This window comes from Maricaulis sp. D1M11 (genome assembly GCF_047308265.1).
Classification (GTDB): Bacteria; Pseudomonadota; Alphaproteobacteria; order Caulobacterales; family Maricaulaceae; genus Maricaulis.
Genome location: NZ_JBKQWY010000011.1, coordinates 70,028 through 88,299 on the forward strand (window position 1 = coordinate 70,028; position 18,272 = coordinate 88,299).

General features: G+C 58.5%; 13 protein-coding genes. 3 read left to right on the forward strand and 10 right to left on the reverse strand.

The features are described 5' to 3' along the window. Nucleotides 1-3: 3 nt before the first annotated feature. Together RMQ97_RS15090 and RMQ97_RS15095 are read right to left on the reverse strand one after the other, a co-directional pair. Nucleotides 4-1,557 carry a tryptophan halogenase family protein gene (locus RMQ97_RS15090; protein WP_413661734.1) on the reverse strand — a complete coding sequence of 518 codons (1,554 nt, stop codon included), beginning with the start codon at nt 1,555-1,557 and terminating at the stop codon, nt 4-6. A gap of 87 nt (nt 1,558-1,644) precedes the next feature. After that, nucleotides 1,645-4,476, reverse strand: coding sequence for a TonB-dependent receptor (locus RMQ97_RS15095; protein WP_413661735.1), 2,832 nt, complete (start codon nt 4,474-4,476; stop codon nt 1,645-1,647). A gap of 577 nt (nt 4,477-5,053) precedes the next feature. On the opposite strand from RMQ97_RS15095, the gene RMQ97_RS15100 reads away from it, so the two are divergent. The 3 genes from RMQ97_RS15100 to RMQ97_RS15110 are packed head-to-tail and all read left to right on the forward strand — an operon-like array spanning nt 5,054 to nt 8,639. After that, on the forward strand, nt 5,054-6,124 hold the full coding sequence (locus RMQ97_RS15100) for a glycosyl hydrolase (protein ID WP_413661736.1): 1,071 nt from the start codon (nt 5,054-5,056) through the stop codon (nt 6,122-6,124). After that, nucleotides 6,121-7,677: an MFS transporter gene (locus RMQ97_RS15105; protein ID WP_413661737.1), complete on the forward strand. Its 1,557-nt coding sequence runs from the start codon at nt 6,121-6,123 to the stop codon at nt 7,675-7,677. Before RMQ97_RS15100 ends, RMQ97_RS15105 begins: the two co-directional genes overlap by 4 nt. Next, complete coding sequence (locus tag RMQ97_RS15110; RefSeq protein WP_413661738.1) at nt 7,674-8,639, forward strand: Gfo/Idh/MocA family protein; 966 nt, start codon at nt 7,674-7,676, stop codon at nt 8,637-8,639. The genes RMQ97_RS15105 and RMQ97_RS15110 overlap by 4 nt, the downstream gene beginning before the upstream one ends. 93 nt (nt 8,640-8,732) lie before the next feature. Here the strand turns inward: RMQ97_RS15110 and RMQ97_RS15115 are convergent, their stop codons facing one another. From RMQ97_RS15115 to RMQ97_RS15150, 8 genes are all read right to left on the reverse strand, one after another. Continuing rightward, nucleotides 8,733-9,437: a phytanoyl-CoA dioxygenase family protein gene (locus RMQ97_RS15115; RefSeq protein WP_413661739.1), complete on the reverse strand. Its 705-nt coding sequence runs from the start codon at nt 9,435-9,437 to the stop codon at nt 8,733-8,735. A 9-nt stretch (nt 9,438-9,446) separates the two neighbouring features. Continuing rightward, complete coding sequence (locus RMQ97_RS15120; RefSeq protein ID WP_413661740.1) at nt 9,447-10,496, reverse strand: LacI family DNA-binding transcriptional regulator; 1,050 nt, start codon at nt 10,494-10,496, stop codon at nt 9,447-9,449. An 82-nt stretch (nt 10,497-10,578) separates the two neighbouring features. Next, nucleotides 10,579-12,345 carry an IlvD/Edd family dehydratase gene (locus RMQ97_RS15125; RefSeq protein WP_413661741.1) on the reverse strand — a complete coding sequence of 589 codons (1,767 nt, stop codon included), beginning with the start codon at nt 12,343-12,345 and terminating at the stop codon, nt 10,579-10,581. Nucleotides 12,346-12,348: 3 nt separating this feature from the next. Continuing rightward, on the reverse strand, nt 12,349-13,116 hold the full coding sequence (locus RMQ97_RS15130; protein WP_413661742.1) for an SDR family NAD(P)-dependent oxidoreductase: 768 nt from the start codon (nt 13,114-13,116) through the stop codon (nt 12,349-12,351). Between the two features lie 93 nt (nt 13,117-13,209). After that, complete coding sequence (locus RMQ97_RS15135) at nt 13,210-14,364, reverse strand: fumarylacetoacetate hydrolase family protein (protein ID WP_413661743.1); 1,155 nt, start codon at nt 14,362-14,364, stop codon at nt 13,210-13,212. A 177-nt stretch (nt 14,365-14,541) separates the two neighbouring features. Then, nucleotides 14,542-15,723, reverse strand: coding sequence for a hypothetical protein (locus RMQ97_RS15140; protein WP_413661744.1), 1,182 nt, complete (start codon nt 15,721-15,723; stop codon nt 14,542-14,544). Next, a complete protein-coding gene (locus RMQ97_RS15145) occupies nt 15,720-17,276 on the reverse strand; it encodes a glycoside-pentoside-hexuronide (GPH):cation symporter (RefSeq protein ID WP_413661745.1) in 1,557 nt (518 codons plus the stop codon). The genes RMQ97_RS15140 and RMQ97_RS15145 overlap by 4 nt, the downstream gene beginning before the upstream one ends. A 44-nt stretch (nt 17,277-17,320) precedes the next feature. Further along, on the reverse strand, nt 17,321-18,232 hold the full coding sequence (locus RMQ97_RS15150; protein WP_413661746.1) for an SMP-30/gluconolactonase/LRE family protein: 912 nt from the start codon (nt 18,230-18,232) through the stop codon (nt 17,321-17,323). Nucleotides 18,233-18,272: the final 40 nt, after the last annotated feature.

The window sequence follows — 18,272 nt, forward strand, 5'->3', positions numbered from 1 at the left end:
GGTCTAGATCTGCTGCATTCCATGAACCTTGATCTTCTCGATCAGAGCTCGGTGATCTGGCAGATGCGCCAGCATCTGGTCGGTCACCTTCCGACGCTCGGCAAACTGCTGCTGGGCAAATGCCTTGGCGTCACTGGATGCGTTTAGATGGCTTGCTCGGGTCTGAAAACCCATGCCGTAAAGAACGTATTGATAACTGGCAGCCGGGAAGACCTCATCCTTGTGGTCAAAGTCATCATGCCAGGGCGGCTGATCTTTCCACAAGGTCAGCAATTCATTGAGAGACTCCGGAACGGTATCGGGGTCTTTATTGTCACGCCAGAACGCGTCTTCCTCGCGCTGCGAGAGCACATAGTGAAGTTTGAGGAAATCAATGATCCGGTCCCAGCGATAGCGGAATTTGGCGTTAAAGCGTTTGGCAACAATGTCCATGGCGCCACGTGTCGTCGGCATCTGCTCGGCCAGCATAAGCGAGGACAGCTCGATCAGGACCAGCGCAGAGGCTTCCAGCGGCTCCAGGAAGCCGGCTGACAGACCGATGGCCACGACATTCCTGTGCCAGAAGCGTTCGCGATGCCCCGGATTGATGTTGATTTTCCGGTAGCTCAACGCGTCGAGAGAGTGCCCGCTCTGCTGGAGATAGGCATCGAGTTCCCGGGCCGCTGTGTCTTCATCATTGTGGGCAGATGAATAGACATGCCCCACCCCGCGGCGCGTCGACAATCCGATATCCCAGATCCAGCCCGCGGACTGACCGGTCGAGATCGTGTGAGACGCAATCGGATCTGTCTCGGTGTGATAAGGCGTGTGAACGGCCAGAGCGGTATCAATAAACAGCACGTCCTTGCAGCTCTTGAACGGCACACCATAGTGCTCGCCCAGCAGCAGGGATTTGAACCCGGTGCAATCGACGAAAAGATCGCCTTCAATCCGCCCGGCCTGCTCGGTCTCGATGGCAGCGATATCACCATTCTCGGCCGCTTCAAGCCCGGTCACATCGGCCAGGACATGGTTCACGCCTAGCTGGCTGACACAATGATCGCGAACAAAATCTGCGAACCGACCCGCATCGAGATGATAGGCATAATTGAGCACGCCGGCGTATTCAGGCGTGGTGATCTGTTTGGGTGCCAGAGACCGGTCACAGACATGATCCTGGGGACTGACCGCCGCCGAGAAGGACAAACCCTGTGTCTCTTCCAACCAGTGAGGCGCCAGGTTTCCGTCCAGGAAGCCCTGGGGCAACATCAGCGGATGATAATAGCTGTCGTCCGGCTTGCCCGTCACCCAGCGCGCAAACTGGGCCCCCTGCTTGAAGGTCGCGGAACACGAACGAATAAAGTCTGTCTCGGAAATCCCCATACGGCGCAGGGTTGTGCGCATTGTGGGCCAGGTGCCCTCGCCCACGCCAATAATAGGGATGTTGGGGCTTTCCACGAGCGTGATCGACAAACGGTCAGGATGATCGGACCGGTGTTTGGCCGCCAGCGTGCCGGCGGTGATCCAGCCAGCAGATCCGCCCCCAACAATGACAATTCGCCGAACAGGCTTTTCCATCCGGACACCTCCGCCCCAACACATAGTTCAAGATAAAAAGAAGGCCACCCGTTGTCACGGGTGGCCCTCAGGAGGGTTCAAGTCAGATTAGAACTTGCCACGAACACCAATCGTGTAACGCGGGCCGCCGTGATAGGCGTAGACAAACTGGTTGTCGAAACGACCATGCGCTGTTGCCGTCTCATCCGTGATGTTCAGGCCTTCGGCGAAGACGCTGAAATAATCATTGATGTTGTAGCTGGCGCTGATGTCCCACTGACCATAGGTGTCCACGAACACCGGCTCACCCGGCTGGCGGAGCTGGTCGACAGCCAGGAGGAATTCATCACGCCAGTTGTAGGCGATCCGGGCCTGGAAGGAGTCGTTTTCGTAGAAACCGACCAGGTTGGCACTGTCAGACAGGCCGAGCAGAGCGACAGCTTGACTGAGCTGGGCCGGATCAAAGTCGACATCACCTTCCACGAAAGTAATGTTGGCCTGAACACCGAAACCGGTCTCACCAAACAGATGCTGGAGAGCCAGCTCGTAACCGGTGATTTGAGCCGCCTCGCCATTTGTCGGCGTGGTGATATCGAAGATCGCGGTCGGGTCAGAACACGTACCGTCCACCGGAGCCGGCGGGTTCACACCCGGGATGGACGGGTCCGTCAGACCACAGCCGATCGTGCCCGGCACTTCACCTCGTGTCGTGGACGTCACGATGTAGTTGTCCACGAATTTTGTGAAGTAGGACACCGCAGCGTAGGACCCTTCCTGATAGTACCACTCCGCTGACAGATCGATATTGTCAGAGATGTAAGGTTCCAGGTTCGGATTGCCCTGAACAGCCTGGTATGGTCCACCCGGACGGGTATCGGTGATGGACAGGTTCGGGCGCAGGCGGTTCAGATCCGGACGGGACAGGGACCGACCGTAAGAGAAGCGCACAAGCACGTCATCACGAACTTCCAGGCTGGTATCCAGCTGCGGCAGGAAGACGTCGTACTCACCGGCCAGCGTGAAGAGTTCTTCAGTGGACGAGTTCTGAGCCCGCAATTCGGTAGAGCTGATCCATGTCAGGTGGGACGGCGGGAAGCCAAGCGTACCACCGGTCACTTCCGTGGCTTCATAGCGCACACCCGCAACCGCGCGGAAGGGCATACCATTGAAGTCATCCTCCATATGGAATTGGAGGTAGAAGCTATCCGTAACTTCTTCGATCACATTAGTGACGGGCGTGACCAGTTCGAAGACATTCACCGTCGTTCCCGAAGGAGCGATAGAGTTCAGGAATTCTTCCAGACCAGACGCCGGATATTGCAGGAAGTAAGGTGGCAGAGTTCCTGTGCCAGAAAGGTCGCCACCATATCCACCGCGCTCCACCCGCGTCACAGTGTCGTTACACGGAGCGCCACAGGTGATGCCGCCGTTGAAGACGTCCAGATCGAAGATGAAGTTAGTGGTTACATTGTACTCAATGTGGCCATAGCCGAAATTGATCGCAGTCAGGAAATCACCCGACGTGTTTTCCCAGCTACCCCGCAGGTTAAACTCGTCCACTTCCACCAGCATCTGGTTACCACGCTGAAGCGCGATATTCGGACGCAGCAAGGTCGGATCAAACGGATCCTGACCAGCAACACCGTGGCTGTAAGTCAGTTGCGGGACGTCGAGACCGGAATTGAAATCAGCTGTGTAGCTGGTGCCAATCGGACCGGACACGATCGCCAGGAAGTCGGAACTGCGACCATCCGGCTGAGCGTGGGATTCAGAGTCGTGATAATCCAGCTCGACGGAGAGATTGTCTGTCACAAACCATTCGACATTGAAGCCGAGAGATTTGTTTTCGCGCTGCACGAAGTCCGAATAGGAGTTGAAGTCGAACGCACCAAAATTGACCAGATCAGAGGTAATCGTCGGATTGATCAGGGTACCATTGGCATCAGCGGTACCGGACACCAGGTTCTGGTCAAACCAGACAGCGGTCTGCGCGCGGTCGATCGTGTCTTCATAGTTCGAATAAGTGTAGTCCAGCGTCGCGGTCACACGCTCATTCGGTGCGAACTGCAGCACGACCTGGGCGTTTTCGCGGGTCCGGGAGTGGTCGGAAATATCCGTCACCAGGTTCCGAGGCGTGAAAATCACACCCGGGTTCAGGTTCGGGTCGACGGCGCTTTCGTCGACATTCGCATTCCAGCCGCGCGCATTGCGCAACCAGCCGTCGGAGGACACGATTTCTTCGCGGCTGTCACGCTCGGAGTAGGACGCGTTCACCAGGACACCGAAAGCACCCGTATCACCAAAATCCCAGGTCTTTGACACGATGCCGCTGACTTCCGGGGTGAAGTCGTCACCGACCTCATTGGATTCGTCGTAGAGGAAGTTTGCAGAGCCAGACAGCACGAAATCGGCCATGTCCAGCGGACGCGCTGTGGCGATATTCACCGTGGCGCCAATGCCGCCGGTCGGCATGTTGACATTCGTGGTCTTGTGGATCTGAACACCGGTCACGGCTTCAGCGGAGATGTCCGCAAAGTTGAAGCTCCGCGGCTGCAGGGCACTGTCTGCGTTCTCCTGCTTGGGAGAGGACGCGCCCGGCATCTGACGGCCGTTGAGGGTGACAAGGTTGAAGCTCGGGCCAAAACCACGAACAGAGATCTGGTTACCTTCACCATTCGCGCGGTCGATCGACACGCCCGGGATACGCTGAAGGGATTCAGCCAGGTTTGAGTCCGGGAAATCACCAATGTCTTCCGCGGAAATCGCGTCGACAACACCATCTGCTTCACGCTTGACGTCCGCTGCGGCCGTAATGGAGCTGCGAATACCGGTCACGGAAATGGTTTCAATGTCACCCGTGTTGTCCTGCGCATGAGATGCGCTGGTCGCGGCGACTGCCAGGGCAGCAACGCTCACACCGTATTTCAGATACTTATTCATATTTATTCTCCCCGAAGCCGCTGGCAAACTTCCCCGTAGCCCGCGCCCTGCATGTCCAAACAATCATCTGGCAGATGCCTCATCTACCAAACGTCCTAAAACAAAAGGCTCTCCCGGTCTGATCCAAAAATGGGAGCGCTATCATTTTGGTTTACTCCGCGCTGTGGGAGCGCTACCAATTCATACAAAGCTTCACATGCCCGTCAACGCCTCCGGAATAGAAAATTCGGAAGTAAAATCACGAAGATGCGGGTTTTGTGCGGCGCAGCAATTGAGAGAATTCGTTGAAAATCAAAGGCGGGGAGGCCTTTCAGTCATGTTTATGCTGCGGTTGCGAAATAGAACAAATTGGGCGTGGAGCGTGTCGCTTTTGCAACGCTTCTGTCACAAACCCGGATGGCTGGGCGTGTCCCTCGCCCTGGGGCTGAGTGCCTGCCAGGCACCGGAGGGGGAGGACACTCCGACGCCCGTAGACACAACAACTATGAGTGAGATTTCCGCAGAAACAGGGCCGTCCGCAAGCGGAACCTCTGCTGAAACTGCAGAAACTGCTGCCTCTGCCCGCAATTTGCTCATCATGGGTCAAGATATGGGCGCCATCCGCGGATATCTGGACAGCGACTGCTGTGTTCAGCCGGATGGTTACACCGAATATCTCTCCTTTTACGCGCTTGCGGACGAAAGCAAGGGCTTTGGCAATCTCGGCATTGATTTGGACGGTGAGCCAGATGGCCGCCTGGTCGATGGCGGCGCCGGCGCCATGAATACCCATATGGCCGCCGCACTGGATCCGGCCGCCTTTCTGGTTATCGGACTGTCGCTGACAGAGAACGAGGCCGAGGATGTGGCTCCCGGCGCACTCCAACGCATTGCCGATGGCGCCTATGACGCCGAAATTGACCGATTGAGTCAGCTGTTCTCGGTCATCGACAATCCCGTCCTTCTTCGCATCGGGTATGAATTCGAAGGTGTGTGGAATGTCGGCTATGAAAACAGCCCGGCCTATCGCGCGGCCTATCGCCGGATCGCCGAGCGGGTTCGCGCGGCCCGTGGCGACCAGGTTCAGTTCGTCTGGCAGACCTCCGCCTCTCCGATCGACGATGTGATCGATGGTCGCCGTGACACAATCGAGGACTGGTATCCCGGTGATGATGTGGTCGACTGGATGGGCCTGTCCTGGTTCCTGACCCTAGATGAAAACGCCCCGGCCCAACCGGAACCTGTGACAACCCAGCGCTCACTCATTGATGAAATGATGGCGTTTGCGGATGCACGCGACAAGCCGGTCCTCATCGCCGAAGCCTCGCCGCAAGGCTTCGATCTAGCCAACGGGACCAATCGTCATATCGTCGGTCTGTGGGATGGTCCGTCCGGCGAAGGCCGGGTCGAAATGTCCGGAGATGCGATCTGGGACGCCTGGTTCCAACCGCTCTTTGACTACATGGAGGCACACCCCCGGATTCAAGGTCTGGCCTATATCAACCAGAACTGGGATGGTCAGGACCGCTGGGGAGCACCCTACACTGAAGGATATTGGGGCGATACGCGTATTGAAGTGAACGACACGATCATCGTGCGGTGGAACGAGGCCATCACAGCCTGGAAAGCCCCGACCGACACGATGACAGACACAGGATCCACCGAATGACCCGCCAGACCCGATCTCTTATCATCCTCTCCAGTCTTGTATCGCTGGGGGGGTTTCTGTTCGGCTTTGACGCCGCCATTATCTCGGGTGCCGGTGGTCTTGTAGTCCGAGACTTCGGACTGTCCGATCTTCAATTCGGGTTGCTGGTGGGCGCGCCCTCCATCGCCGCCATTGTGGCCGGGCTGCTGGTCGGCCCGCTCAGCGATCTGCTGGGTCGGCGCCTGATGCTGATCATCGTCGCAGTGCTCTACGCCACATCGGCCTTGGCCTCCGCCCTTGCCCCTGACTATGACACACTCGTCGCGGCCCGGGCCCTGGGTGGTTTCGCCTTTGCGTCACTGGTTCTGGCTCCGCTCTACATTGCCGAGATTGCGCCAAGTGATGCGCGCGGTCGGCTGGTCTCGATCAACCAGCTCAACATTGTTGTGGGTTTTGCCGTGGCCTATTTTGCCGGCTATTTCATCATTCAAGCAGCCGGTGTTGTCGACGGCCCGATCGCGGCACTCAACCTGGACGAGACAGCCTGGCGCTGGATGCTGGGCATCGAACTCCTGCCTGCGGGCCTGTTCTTCCTGGCACTTCTGATTGCTCCGGAAAGCCCGCGCTGGCTGATGGTGCGCGGCAAGGAAGACAAGGCCCGGGCGGTCGTCGCCCGCTATCACGCGGCAGAGAATATCGATGCCGAGATCGAGGAGATCCGCGACAGTATCGAAAGCTCACGCAGCAAGGCCAAGACCCCCTTCCATGTCTTCCTCAATGTCGGGGTTCTCAAACTCCTCGCGATCGGCCTCATCGTAGCCGTCGCGCAGCAGATCACCGGTATCAACGCCGTCTATTTCTACGCACAAACCATTTTCGAACTCGCAGGTGCGGGCACCAATGCTGCCTTTGCACAGGCGACGGCAATCGGCATCGTGAACATCATCTTCACCTTGCTCGCCATTCTGGCCATTGATTTCCTGGGTCGCAAACCCCTCATGATCATTGGTCTGACCGGGGTGGTCGTATCGATGTCACTCGCCGGTTTCGGATTTCAACAAGCCCGTTTCACACTCGATGCCCAGGATGTGCCCAGCCTGAGCGCCGAAATTGATCGGACCGATCTCGCCCCCATGGTAGGCGTGACGTATGAAAGTGATGTCGCATTCCGCGAGGCGCTGTATGACTCACTGGGCGAGGATGCGGCCCGCATCCACCAACCCGAACTGACCAACAAGGCCATCGATATCAATGCCGGCCTCGTCCTTGCGGGCATTCTGGGCTTCGTCGCGTCTTTTGCCGTTTCGCTTGGGCCCGTCATGTGGGTCCTCTTGTCCGAAATCTTCCCGAACCGCATACGCGGGCTGGCAATGTCAGCCATTACCTTTGTGAATGCGGGGGTGAGTTCGGTGGTCCAGGTCGCCTTCCCCCTTCAGGTCGCCAATCTGGGGGCAGGCTTTACCTTCTATACCTATGCGGCCTTCGGATTGGTGTTCCTGGTCCTCGTCTTCATCTTCCTGCCGGAGACCAAACAGAAAACCCTTGAAGAATGGGAAGCGGAGCGAACAGGATGACACAGATTCGATGGGGGATTCTCGGGGCCGGGCGAATCGCCCAGCAGTTTGCCCGGGACATCCAGCACGCCCCCTCAGCGACGCTGAGCATGATTGCCGCCCGTGATCTCGGCCGCGCCCAGGCGTTTGCCGAGACGTTCAACATTCCTAACGCCGTTGGGAGTTATGACGCGCTATATTCCAGCGATCAGGTCGATGCCATCTACATCGCCACCCCTCACAGCCACCACCTCGAACAGGGGTTGGCCGCCATCACCGCCGGGAAAGCGGTGCTCTGTGAAAAACCCCTGTCAGTCAATCATGCCGACAGCGAACGCCTCATCGAGGCCGCACGGGATGCCAATGCCTACCTCATGGAAGCCATGTGGACCTGGTTCCTGCCCGCCATACGGCAGGCCGAGCAATGGCTGAATGATGGGCGCATCGGGGAATTGGTGCAGGTCAAAGCCGATTTTGGGTATCCCATGCCCTGGGATCCGGACGGACGAGCCTGGAATCCGGATTTGGCCGGCGGCTGCCTGCTCGACATGGGTGTTTATCCCACAGCGTTTACCTGGCTCTTCACGCGCAAACCCGCGGATCGCTTGAGCGCGATCGGGCGCCTGGCCGAGAATGGCGTGGATGCCGATATTGTCTGGCAGGGAGATTACGGGACGGTCAGCGCGTCGATGGGGACGAGCTTCCGGTCGAAATTGCCCAATCTGGCCTATCTGATCGGAACTGAAGGCTGGATCGAGATCCCCGATTTCTGGCGCGCGCCCCAGGCCCGTCTCTACAAGGTGAATGACCTCATCGAGACCTTTGTGGATGATCGGGCCGGAGACGGTTTCGAGTTTGAAATCGAGGCGGCCAGTCAGGATATTCTCGCCGGACGCACACAGAGTGAACGCGTTTCCCATGCGGATACGCTCGGTTTCCAGATCGAGATGGACCGGATCCGTCACGCCATTCAACCGCGCTGATCACGCTACACCTGATCAGAAAGGCCGGAACTTGAATAGAAAAAGCCGGGGCCACGCCCCGGCTTTTGAATGCCACATTGGAACCGCCATGGATCAAGCGCGCTCCATAACCACTTCACTGGTCGAGAATTTATAGCGCATGTTCCGGTAGACACAGATGTCCGTGATATCCTCCGGCGTTCCTTGCGGGCCGGCACGGAAATTGGTGGAAGACCGACTGCCACCCTGACTCGGGAATACCCGGTGCCAGGCATGTCCATGAAGAATGACGAGATCCCCCTTCTTCGGTGCCAGAACCTTCTGGGTGTCGAAATCACCCGTCGGGTCACCCACGGTCAGCTCACCCATGCGATGCGAACCCGGCACAACGCCCAGCTGACCGCCCTCTTCCTCTCGGATATCCTGCGTGTAGATCAGGCGATTGAGATTGTGCACACCCGCATCGTCCGGCGGACAGTCCTGATGCCAGGACTGACCATTCGAGCCATCCTTGGAAAACATAACCATGCAGTATTGCTTGCCCCAACCCTCACCGAGGATCGTGCGCGTCAGGGTGTCGAGACGCTCATCACCCTCCTCAACGTCGAAATCGTGAATCCCCTCACGTTGCGGGAACCACGGCACAACCTCGACCTTGGATTTTTCGAGAAACTCCTCGGTATGCTCAAAATCCGGATTCGCGCCGAAATGATCGTGGATCATGGCGTTGAGATGATCCATGCGGTCTGCCGTGAAGAAGCCGGGCAAATGAAGATAGCCCTGCTCCCAGAATTGCTCTGCCAATTCTTTGTAATCCATTGCTCTCCCCTAGGATGGTTTCGGTTTTGCTGAAGAATCGCGTTCGACAATCGTGCAATCGAGCAACCAGCGCTTCTGAACCGGGGCATCCGAATCGCCCTTGAGGTCACGGATCAGAACACCGACCGCCGCCTCGGCCATTTCGGCAATCGGCTGGCGCACCGTCGTCAAAGCCGGCCAGGTTGTCCCGGCGATCGGCGTGTCATCGAAGCCGACAACAGACAGATCTTCGGGAACTTCCAGGTCGAACTTGCGGGCCATGGTGATGGCGGCGGCGGCCATGTCATCATTCGACGCAAAGATCGCCGTCGGACGATTGTCCCCTGACAACAGGGCCTCGGTCGCTTCAATACCTGATCGGAAGTCAAAATAGCCCTGCGCAACACTGGCCCGGTCCACCGTCAATCCGGCCGCCGCCATGGCATCAGCAAAACCGCGATACCGTTCATGGCTTGAACCCTGATTGGGATGCCCCTTGATGAAGCCGATCTGCGAATGCCCCAGATCAATCAGATGACGGGTCATCTGATACGCGGCCTCATAGTCATTGATCCCGACAGCAGGCGCATCATTCTCCTCACCATCGGGCGCAATTCGGACATAGGGCAGACCCAGGTTTTCAACGGCCTGGATGACAGACGGATTGTTGCTGACCGGCGGCAGGATAATCACCCCGTCCACATTCGCCTGGGACAGGGTCTCGGTGATCAGATCACCGCCCTCTTCATCGGCCTCGCTGCAATTCTCCAGAACCATGTGATAACGGTCCGCCCGACAACGGCGCACGGCCCCGTCGAGAAACTCGCTCACATACCCGGCAGACGGGTTGTCATAGAGAAGTCCAATGAAAAAGGAGCGTGCCTTTGCCAAACTCCGGGCCGAAAAATTCGGCCGGTAGTTCAGCTCTTTTACGGCTTCCATCACTCGCGAACGCGTCGCCGGTTTCACAACCGGCTCATTATTCAAGACACGTGATACGGTCATGGGGGAGACCCCGGCGTGGGTCGCCACATCCTTGATCGTCGTCCCCGACTGCCATCTCGCGCGTGTCTTCGCCATGTGATTACAAGCCCTTCGCTCCTCGTCCACGCTGCAATTCTCGCTCTCCCCGGCTTCAGATCAAGGCATGATCACTGTTTTATCAGTGGTTGTGCCGTGGCAGGGATTTTGACAGCCCCCTGTAACGGGTAGCGACATCAAGGCTGGCGCCCTCTTTGAGAGGCTCGGCATGCGCCCTATAAATCTCCTGCCAGGGAGTCCGGCTTTCCATCGTTTCAACCGGAACGGAGGCATCGCGGCGCGCGATCTCGGCCTCATCCAGCAAGATATCACAGGTTCCTGCGGGAATATTGATCCGCACACGATCACCATTCTGCAACCAGCGCAAACGTCCGCCCGCTGCTGCTTCAGGTGTCACATGGAGAATGGACGGGCTGCCCGAAGTGCCAGACTGGCGACCGTCGCCAAGGGTTGGCAGGCTGCTCACACCTTGAGCGATCAGCGCGTCGGGCGGCTGCATGTTCACCACCTCGGCCGAGCCCGGCCAGCCCAGCGGCCCGGCGCCGCGCATCACCAAAAGAGTGTGCGGGTCAATGCCCAGCTCCGGATCGTTGATCCGGGCGTGATAGTCCTCCGCCCCGTCAAACACCACGACCTTGAGCTCAAACACACCCGGTGTTTCGGCACCATCGAGATAACGCGCCTGGAATTCAGCATCGATGACACTGGTTTTCATCACAGCGAAATCGAAGAAGTTACCAGAGAGCACCAGGAATCCGGCTTTCTCCTTGAGCGGCTCGGCACAGGTACGAATAACCTCCCGATCCCGGGTCGCCCGCCCCTCGATATTTTCGCGGATGGGGGCACCCGTGACGCTGGCCGCATCGCCGAGGAGAAGCCCGGCAGCCTCCAGCTCAACCTGCACGGCGGGAACACCCCCGGCCCGATGGAAGCGTTCCCCCAGATACTCCCCGGCGGGCTGCATGTTCACAATCAAGGGAACATCATAGGCTTCGCGTTGCCAGGCTTCCGCTTCCAGTTCAACACCGGCGTGTTTGGCCATGGCCGAGATGTGCGGCTGGGCATTTGTTGACCCGCCGATCGCTGCGGTCACACGCATCGCATTGATGAAGGACTCTCGCGTCAGGATGTCAGACGGTTTGAGATCGGAATTGACCATTTCGACGATTCGGCAACCGGTGCGGTACGCCATCTGGCCCCGCTCACGATAGGCTGCAGGAATGGCGGCACAGCCCGGCAGAGACAGCCCCAGGGCTTCCGCCACAGCATTCATGGTCGATGCTGTACCCATGGTGTTGCAGTGACCAACCGACGGAGCAGAGCTGAGGGCCTCTTCCAAAAACTCCTCTTCATTGATCTCCCCGCGGGCAAATTTCTTCCGGCAATTCCAGATCACACTGCCCGAACCGGACAGCTTGCCCTCGTGCCAGCCGTCCAGCATCGGGCCACCGGAGAGCACAATCGCGGGAATATCCACCGTGGACGCAGCCATAATGCCCGCCGGAGTGGTCTTGTCGCACCCGGTGGTCAATACAACTCCATCAATCGGATAGCCGTCCAGGATCTCCACCAGGCCGAGATACGCCAGGTTCCGGTCCAGCGCAGCGGTGGGGCGCCGACAATTCTCAAAGATCGGATGGGTGGGAAACTCCATCGCAATGCCGCCCGCATCGCGAATGCCATCACGCGTGCGTTTGGCGAGTTCGAGATGAACGCGGTTACACGGCGACAGGTCGCTGCCCGACTGGGCGATACCGATAATCGGCCGACCGGACCGTAATTCTTCCGGGGTCAGACCGTAATTCATGAAACGCTCGAGATAGAGCGCGGTCATGTCGACATGGTCGGGATTGGCAAACCAGTCCTGGGAGCGCAGGCGACGGGTCATCGACTATTTCCACCCTGCATCAACAAAGTATTCGTGACCCGTGCACATGGCGCTGTCCTCTGCGGCCAGAAAGAGCGCCATCGCCGCCACGTGATGGGGTTCGATGCGTTCGTTCAAACATTGCTGGTCGAGGATTTCACGCTCGCTCTCCGGCGTCGTCCATAACTGCATCTGGCGCTCGGTCTTCACGGCGCCGGGAACAATGCAATTCACGCGAATACCGTCAGAACCGAGATCCCGGGCCAGGGCGCGCGTCATGCCGGAGATACCGGCTTTCGCCGTGATATAAAGTGGCATGTTCTCCAGGCCGAGATGCCAGGAGATCGATCCCAGATTGATCACCGAGCCATACCCTTTTGCCTTCATGCCCGGCAGCACCGCCTGGATACAGAAGAACTGATGACGCAGATTCACCGCCATGCGGTTATCCCAGTATTCAGGCGTGATCTGACCCACTTCGTGGCGATCATCATTGGCGGCATTGTTGACTAGCACATCGACAGCGCCCCCCAGCGCGTCAATGGCTTCGTCAAGACAGGCCTGCAGGGCATCGAGATCCGTCAGGTCACACTGGAATGCAGCCGGCGCGTGTTTGCCAAGCTCCGAGAGCCGGTTCGCCAACAGCGCGCCGGCCTGATGATTGAGGTCCAGGAAGGCCACTTTCGCGCCCTGCAGGACAAAGGATTCAACCAGGGCCGCGCCGATGCCGGAGGCACCGCCGGTGATAATCACAGTCTTGTCTTCCAGGGAGGGATAGAGAGCGACAGGCATGGTCAACGCTTTCTCATCTGGTGCAAATCATAAAAGGCGCGTGCCGGGCCCCGAAGAGCCCGGACACGCGAGGGGAGGAGTTCTTGCAAATACTCATGCGGTCAGGAGGCCGCGATCGGCCAGATTCCGCATCAAATTCATGACGCCAAAGCTCCAGCGCGGCGCCAGGTCACACGTCGTGACCTCGTTTTCGAGCACGCCGAGCTTTTCACTGGCGATGCGAACGCGGTCACCCACCTTGTGTGTGAAGCCCCGGCCCGCCTCGTCCCGATCATCGGTCGGAGCGAACATCGTGCCCAGATACAGGGCAAAGCCATCGGGATACTGGTGGTTCTTGCCAATGGTCTGGCTGACCAGCGTAGCGGGGTCGCGGCTGATCTCAGACATCGGGCTCGCACCCTCCAGACGGAAACCGTCCGCCCCCTCGATCTCAAGAGAGACCGTGGCAGAGCGCACATCATCAAGGGTGTAGGTGTCGTCAAACAGCCGAATGAACGGGCCGATCGAGGCTGACGCCGTGTTATCCTTGGCCTTGCCGAGCAACAGGGCGCTGCGACCCTCGAAATCGCGCAGATTCACATCATTTCCAAGCGAGGCTCCGAGCGCCCGCCCGACGCCATCACAGACGAGAACGATTTCCGGCTCGGGATTGTTCCACTCGCTATCACCGCGCACACCGATATAGTCGCCCCACCCCATCGTCGACAGGATCGGCGCCTTGGTGAACACTTCGGCATCCGGACCGATCGCCACTTCGAGATATTGCGACCACAGACCATCTTCGATGAGGGCCGCCTTGAGACTGCGGGATTCCTCGGAGCCCGGCACCACAGAGCGAATATCGGCGCCGACACGTTCGGCCAGTTTCGCCCGTATATCCGACGCGGCGCTGCTATCGCCCATGGCGCGTTCCTCAATCACGCGCTCAATGGCCGACACCGCGAAGGTCACGCCGGAGGCCTTGACCACCTGCAGATCGATCGGGGACAGCAGGCGCATGGCGCGCTCGTCATTTTCCCACGCCGGCACCAGGCTCAGCTGCTCGATATCACCCATACGCGTCACAGACCGCGTGAAACGATCAAGATCGCCGTTCCAGCAATTCAGGAATTGCGAGGTCGTGGCGGCTTCGTGACTGAGATCATAGACCACACCCTTGACCACAAGGACCGGGCTTGGGCCTTTGCCCTGCCAGATCCGGCCCAGAAGAATGGCGTCTTTGTAATCTTGCGGCAGACAGTTCAGCATCGTTCATTCACCTTGTGCATCTGGCACCCTGTGCATCTGACCCTGATCGGCCAGATCGCGACCGACAGCCCGCCCTTGCGCAGATCTGCCCGGTCATGAAACACCGCACACCTCGATTGTGTTAGCGGTATCATTTCTGTTGACTCCAAACCCGCCTGTCAAGCGGATTTCCTCAGTCTAGTTGTTACTCACATCCGTTCCGGCCTCGAAACGGTCCAGTTCCAGCAACCATCGGCGCGTCAATTCCGGGTCGAGTTCCAGGCGCGTATCGCCCCAATACCCACCCTCATACGGCGCGTCCCAAAGCCCCTGATCATCCCAGCGGACATTGATGTAGGCGATGCCTCGAATGACGTCCGAGTTCGCGTGGACATAGTCGAAAAAGGGCTCATACCAGAGAGACCAGATCTGTTCGGACGACAGATCCTGCTGCACCGGTCCTTCCGGCCCGTCCCAGAGATAGGAGACATTGCCTCGGGTCCGCTCACGAATATCAAAACCCTGGGGACTCGCCTCAGCAACGAGCACAGGCTTGTTGTGTTCCCGCGCCAGCGTGAGGAGCTCGTCCATGAAGTCGCGTTGGGTCCAGTCGATACGATTATCAGCGACCTGGGATCGCTGAACATCATCCGGCGGAAGGAAGAAAGACAACCCCATCCAATCGACATAATCGTCCCCGGGATACCAGCCGGACAAGTCTTCACGGCGCCCTTCGATCACATCATCAATGGGAGAGGTGGCGCTCTGCCAGACAAATTCGACCTTGTCGGCCCCAGCCGCCCGGACCCGGTCAACGATCCGGCGATAGGCTTCCACAAAACGGGGCTGGTCCTCATATCCCGGATTCCACGCCCCATCGAATTCATACCCGATCCGGAGATAGACGGGCCGATCGATGCGCACAAAGAAGGCCGCGAGATGATCAATCTCTGCATCCAAACCACCCGCCACCAGGCGGTCGATCAGGCCATCCCCCCCATAGTCCGCGAAGTTCAGACCAATCGCGAGACCATTGGCATCAAACTCATCAACGGCCTTCCACGCACTGGTCGGACCGCCACCCCAATCCGTCTCGACATCTACAGGCTCACCATCCAACCCGACGCCCAGGCCGCCAAAATCCGCGTCCGCATTGAGCAGATTCATCAAGCTGAGATAGACCGTCACGCCATCAGGTTTGGGAAACAGGCCACTGCCGTGATAGCCACGCAGGGCATCAAGGTCCTGGCCGACAATGACCCGAAAGTCCGGTTGAAGTTCGGCGGGCCGGGCCTCAGACGAGGTAGGCTGGGCCTCACAGCCCGCCAGCAGAGCAGCCCCCCACAGGCCCCCCGCGATCAACTGTCCCAGAGCCTTCATGTCTCGATCTCCTCATGACGATCCGGATTACGTTTGTCCAACTCAGCCTGGATTTCCCGCATATGGCCGCGTGTGAGTTTCAGCTGGGAGGCCAGCAAGGCAGTGATAAAACACAGGAAACCCGGTATCAGGGCAAACGCCATCGATATCCCCTGCAAGGTCTGCTCTGTTTGCAATTCCAGCTCGGCGTCATAGCCATAAAAGGCCAGCGTCCAGGCTGCGATCACGCCGCCAAACATGACCCCCATTTTCAGAGCAAAGAGATTGACGGAGAAATTCAAACCCGCGACGCGCCGCCCAGTTTTCCACTCACCATAATCGACCGAGTCCGTCATCAAGGACCAGATGATCGGAACCGCGACCTGGTTGATGAACATGATGCCCACGAACAGCGCCAGGGCGAGCAGGAAATCGTTTCCGCCCACCATGTAGAGGGCGAGGTGCGCCATGCCTTGGGCGATGAACAGCATCGACAGCGCGCCGATCCGACCGAACATCGCTCCGATCACTTCCGACAGCACCACCCCGGCCAACACGGCGCAGCCCGCATAGACGGCCATCTCCACCGTGGCGATACCCACGACGACAAACAGGATGGAGAGCCCGATCTGGACAAGGGCAAGCAACAGCAACTCGCGCATCGGTCCGTTGCTGGATACACGATTGGCTTCAAAACTGCCGACGATCGCCCCAATGGAGCCCAGCGTGAAGAAGGCCGTCACCAGATAGCCGGCCGACTTGCCGTCCACCGTTCCATAGAACTCGTCGACAAAATAGAAGGTCACCGTGGCGCGCATGACGAGGAATGTCAGAAGAAACAGCTGGATTATCGCCAGACGCCGCCATTGGTCATTCTGGAACAGGGCCGCAAAATCACCCCACAGATCCGCGGGAGCCGCGCTTGCCGCAACCTTCACTCGCTCCCGGGTCAAGAGGAAACACGCGACAAACAGGATCACCGACAGAACGCCGAACACAGCCGCAGTGTATCGCCACCCGGCCACATCATCCCCCTGGCCAAGAAGGGCGACCAGCGGCAGCGTCATGGACGACACCACCAGGGCCCCGGTCTGGCCACCGACAAAACGCCAGGACTGGATCGAAGACCGCTCGTCCGGGTCGCTGGTCATGGAGGCTGCAAGCGCGCAATAGGGAATGTTGATCGCCGTGTAGACGATCATCAAGAGCGCGTAGGTGATCATGGCATAGATGAATTTACCATTCTCATGCAGTTCGGGGATGGAAAAGGCGAGCAGGGCCGAGAGACCGAAGGGCACTGCAAACCAGAGCAGGAAGGGGCGATATCGTCCCCAGCGGGAATTCTGCCGGTCCGCAAACGCGCCCATGACCGGGTCCGTGATGGCATCGATAAACCGCACGACCAGCATGATCAGACCGACCTGGAAGGCATCAATCATGGCGACATCGGTATAGAAACGGGTGATGAAATTCAGCGCGAGCTGAAACACCAGGTTGGACGCTGTATCGCCCAGACCGTAGCCGATCTTTTCCCGAAGCGAGAGCTTGCTGCCCCCTCTTAACGCACCACTCATTTATCCTCCCCGCCGCCAGGTTTTCCCGGTCGGCTCATTCCAGACTATCCCCGGTAATAGGCCGGCGGCAGTCCTTTGACACCCGGATTGAACGAGAACAGGCCGCCACCATGGGCCTCATCCACGCCATCCGCAGCGGTCGTCACATACATTCGATCAAGGTTAGCGCCGCCAAATGTGCAGCTTGTGATATTCGTAACGGGCATGATGACCTGGTCTTTCACCTGACCATCCGGGCCAAACCGGGTAATGCGGCCACCGCCATAATGGCCCATCCAGATATCGCCCTGCTCATCGACGGTCATACCATCGGGCTTGCCCTCTTCGACGGGCACTCGGGCAAAAACTCGCTTGTTGGACAGATCGCCGCGCGCATCCACATCAAAGGCGAAGATCACACGTTCCATCGTCGAGGTGTGATACAGCACTTTGCCGTCCGGAGAGAAGGTCGGGCCGTTTGTGACCTGATACCCGTCATCATGACGTGTGATCACATCATCCAGCATGCGATAGAGCGATCCGGATTTGTGTTCGAGATCGGCATGCATGGTCCCGGCCCAGAAACGGCCGGCCGCATCGACCTTGCCATCATTGAAACGGTTCTCCGGAAGATCCGGTTCCTGGACGCCCCAGTCCTGGACGATTTCCATATCTTCATCCAGGCGGACAAAGCGGTCCCACAACGTGCCAATAAAGCCACCGTCCGCATGAAGACCCAGTGCGGTCAGTGCGGTCGGCAATTCGCGCTGGATGTGAGACCCTGTTTCCGTGTCCAGGCAATGCAGATGCGCCTTGAGGATATCCACCCACCACAGACACCCTGTATGGGGAACCCACAAAGGTCCCTCACCCAGCGTACATCCCGAATCGACTTCAAGCCGGATATCCATGAAATTCGCGTCCTGCGGCCCGCGGGCCTCTGTTTTGGTAGCGGTATCATTTGTAGCTAGAGTCATGTTTGTCAATTCCCGCTTCGGTTAAATCCCTTGTGCAGCG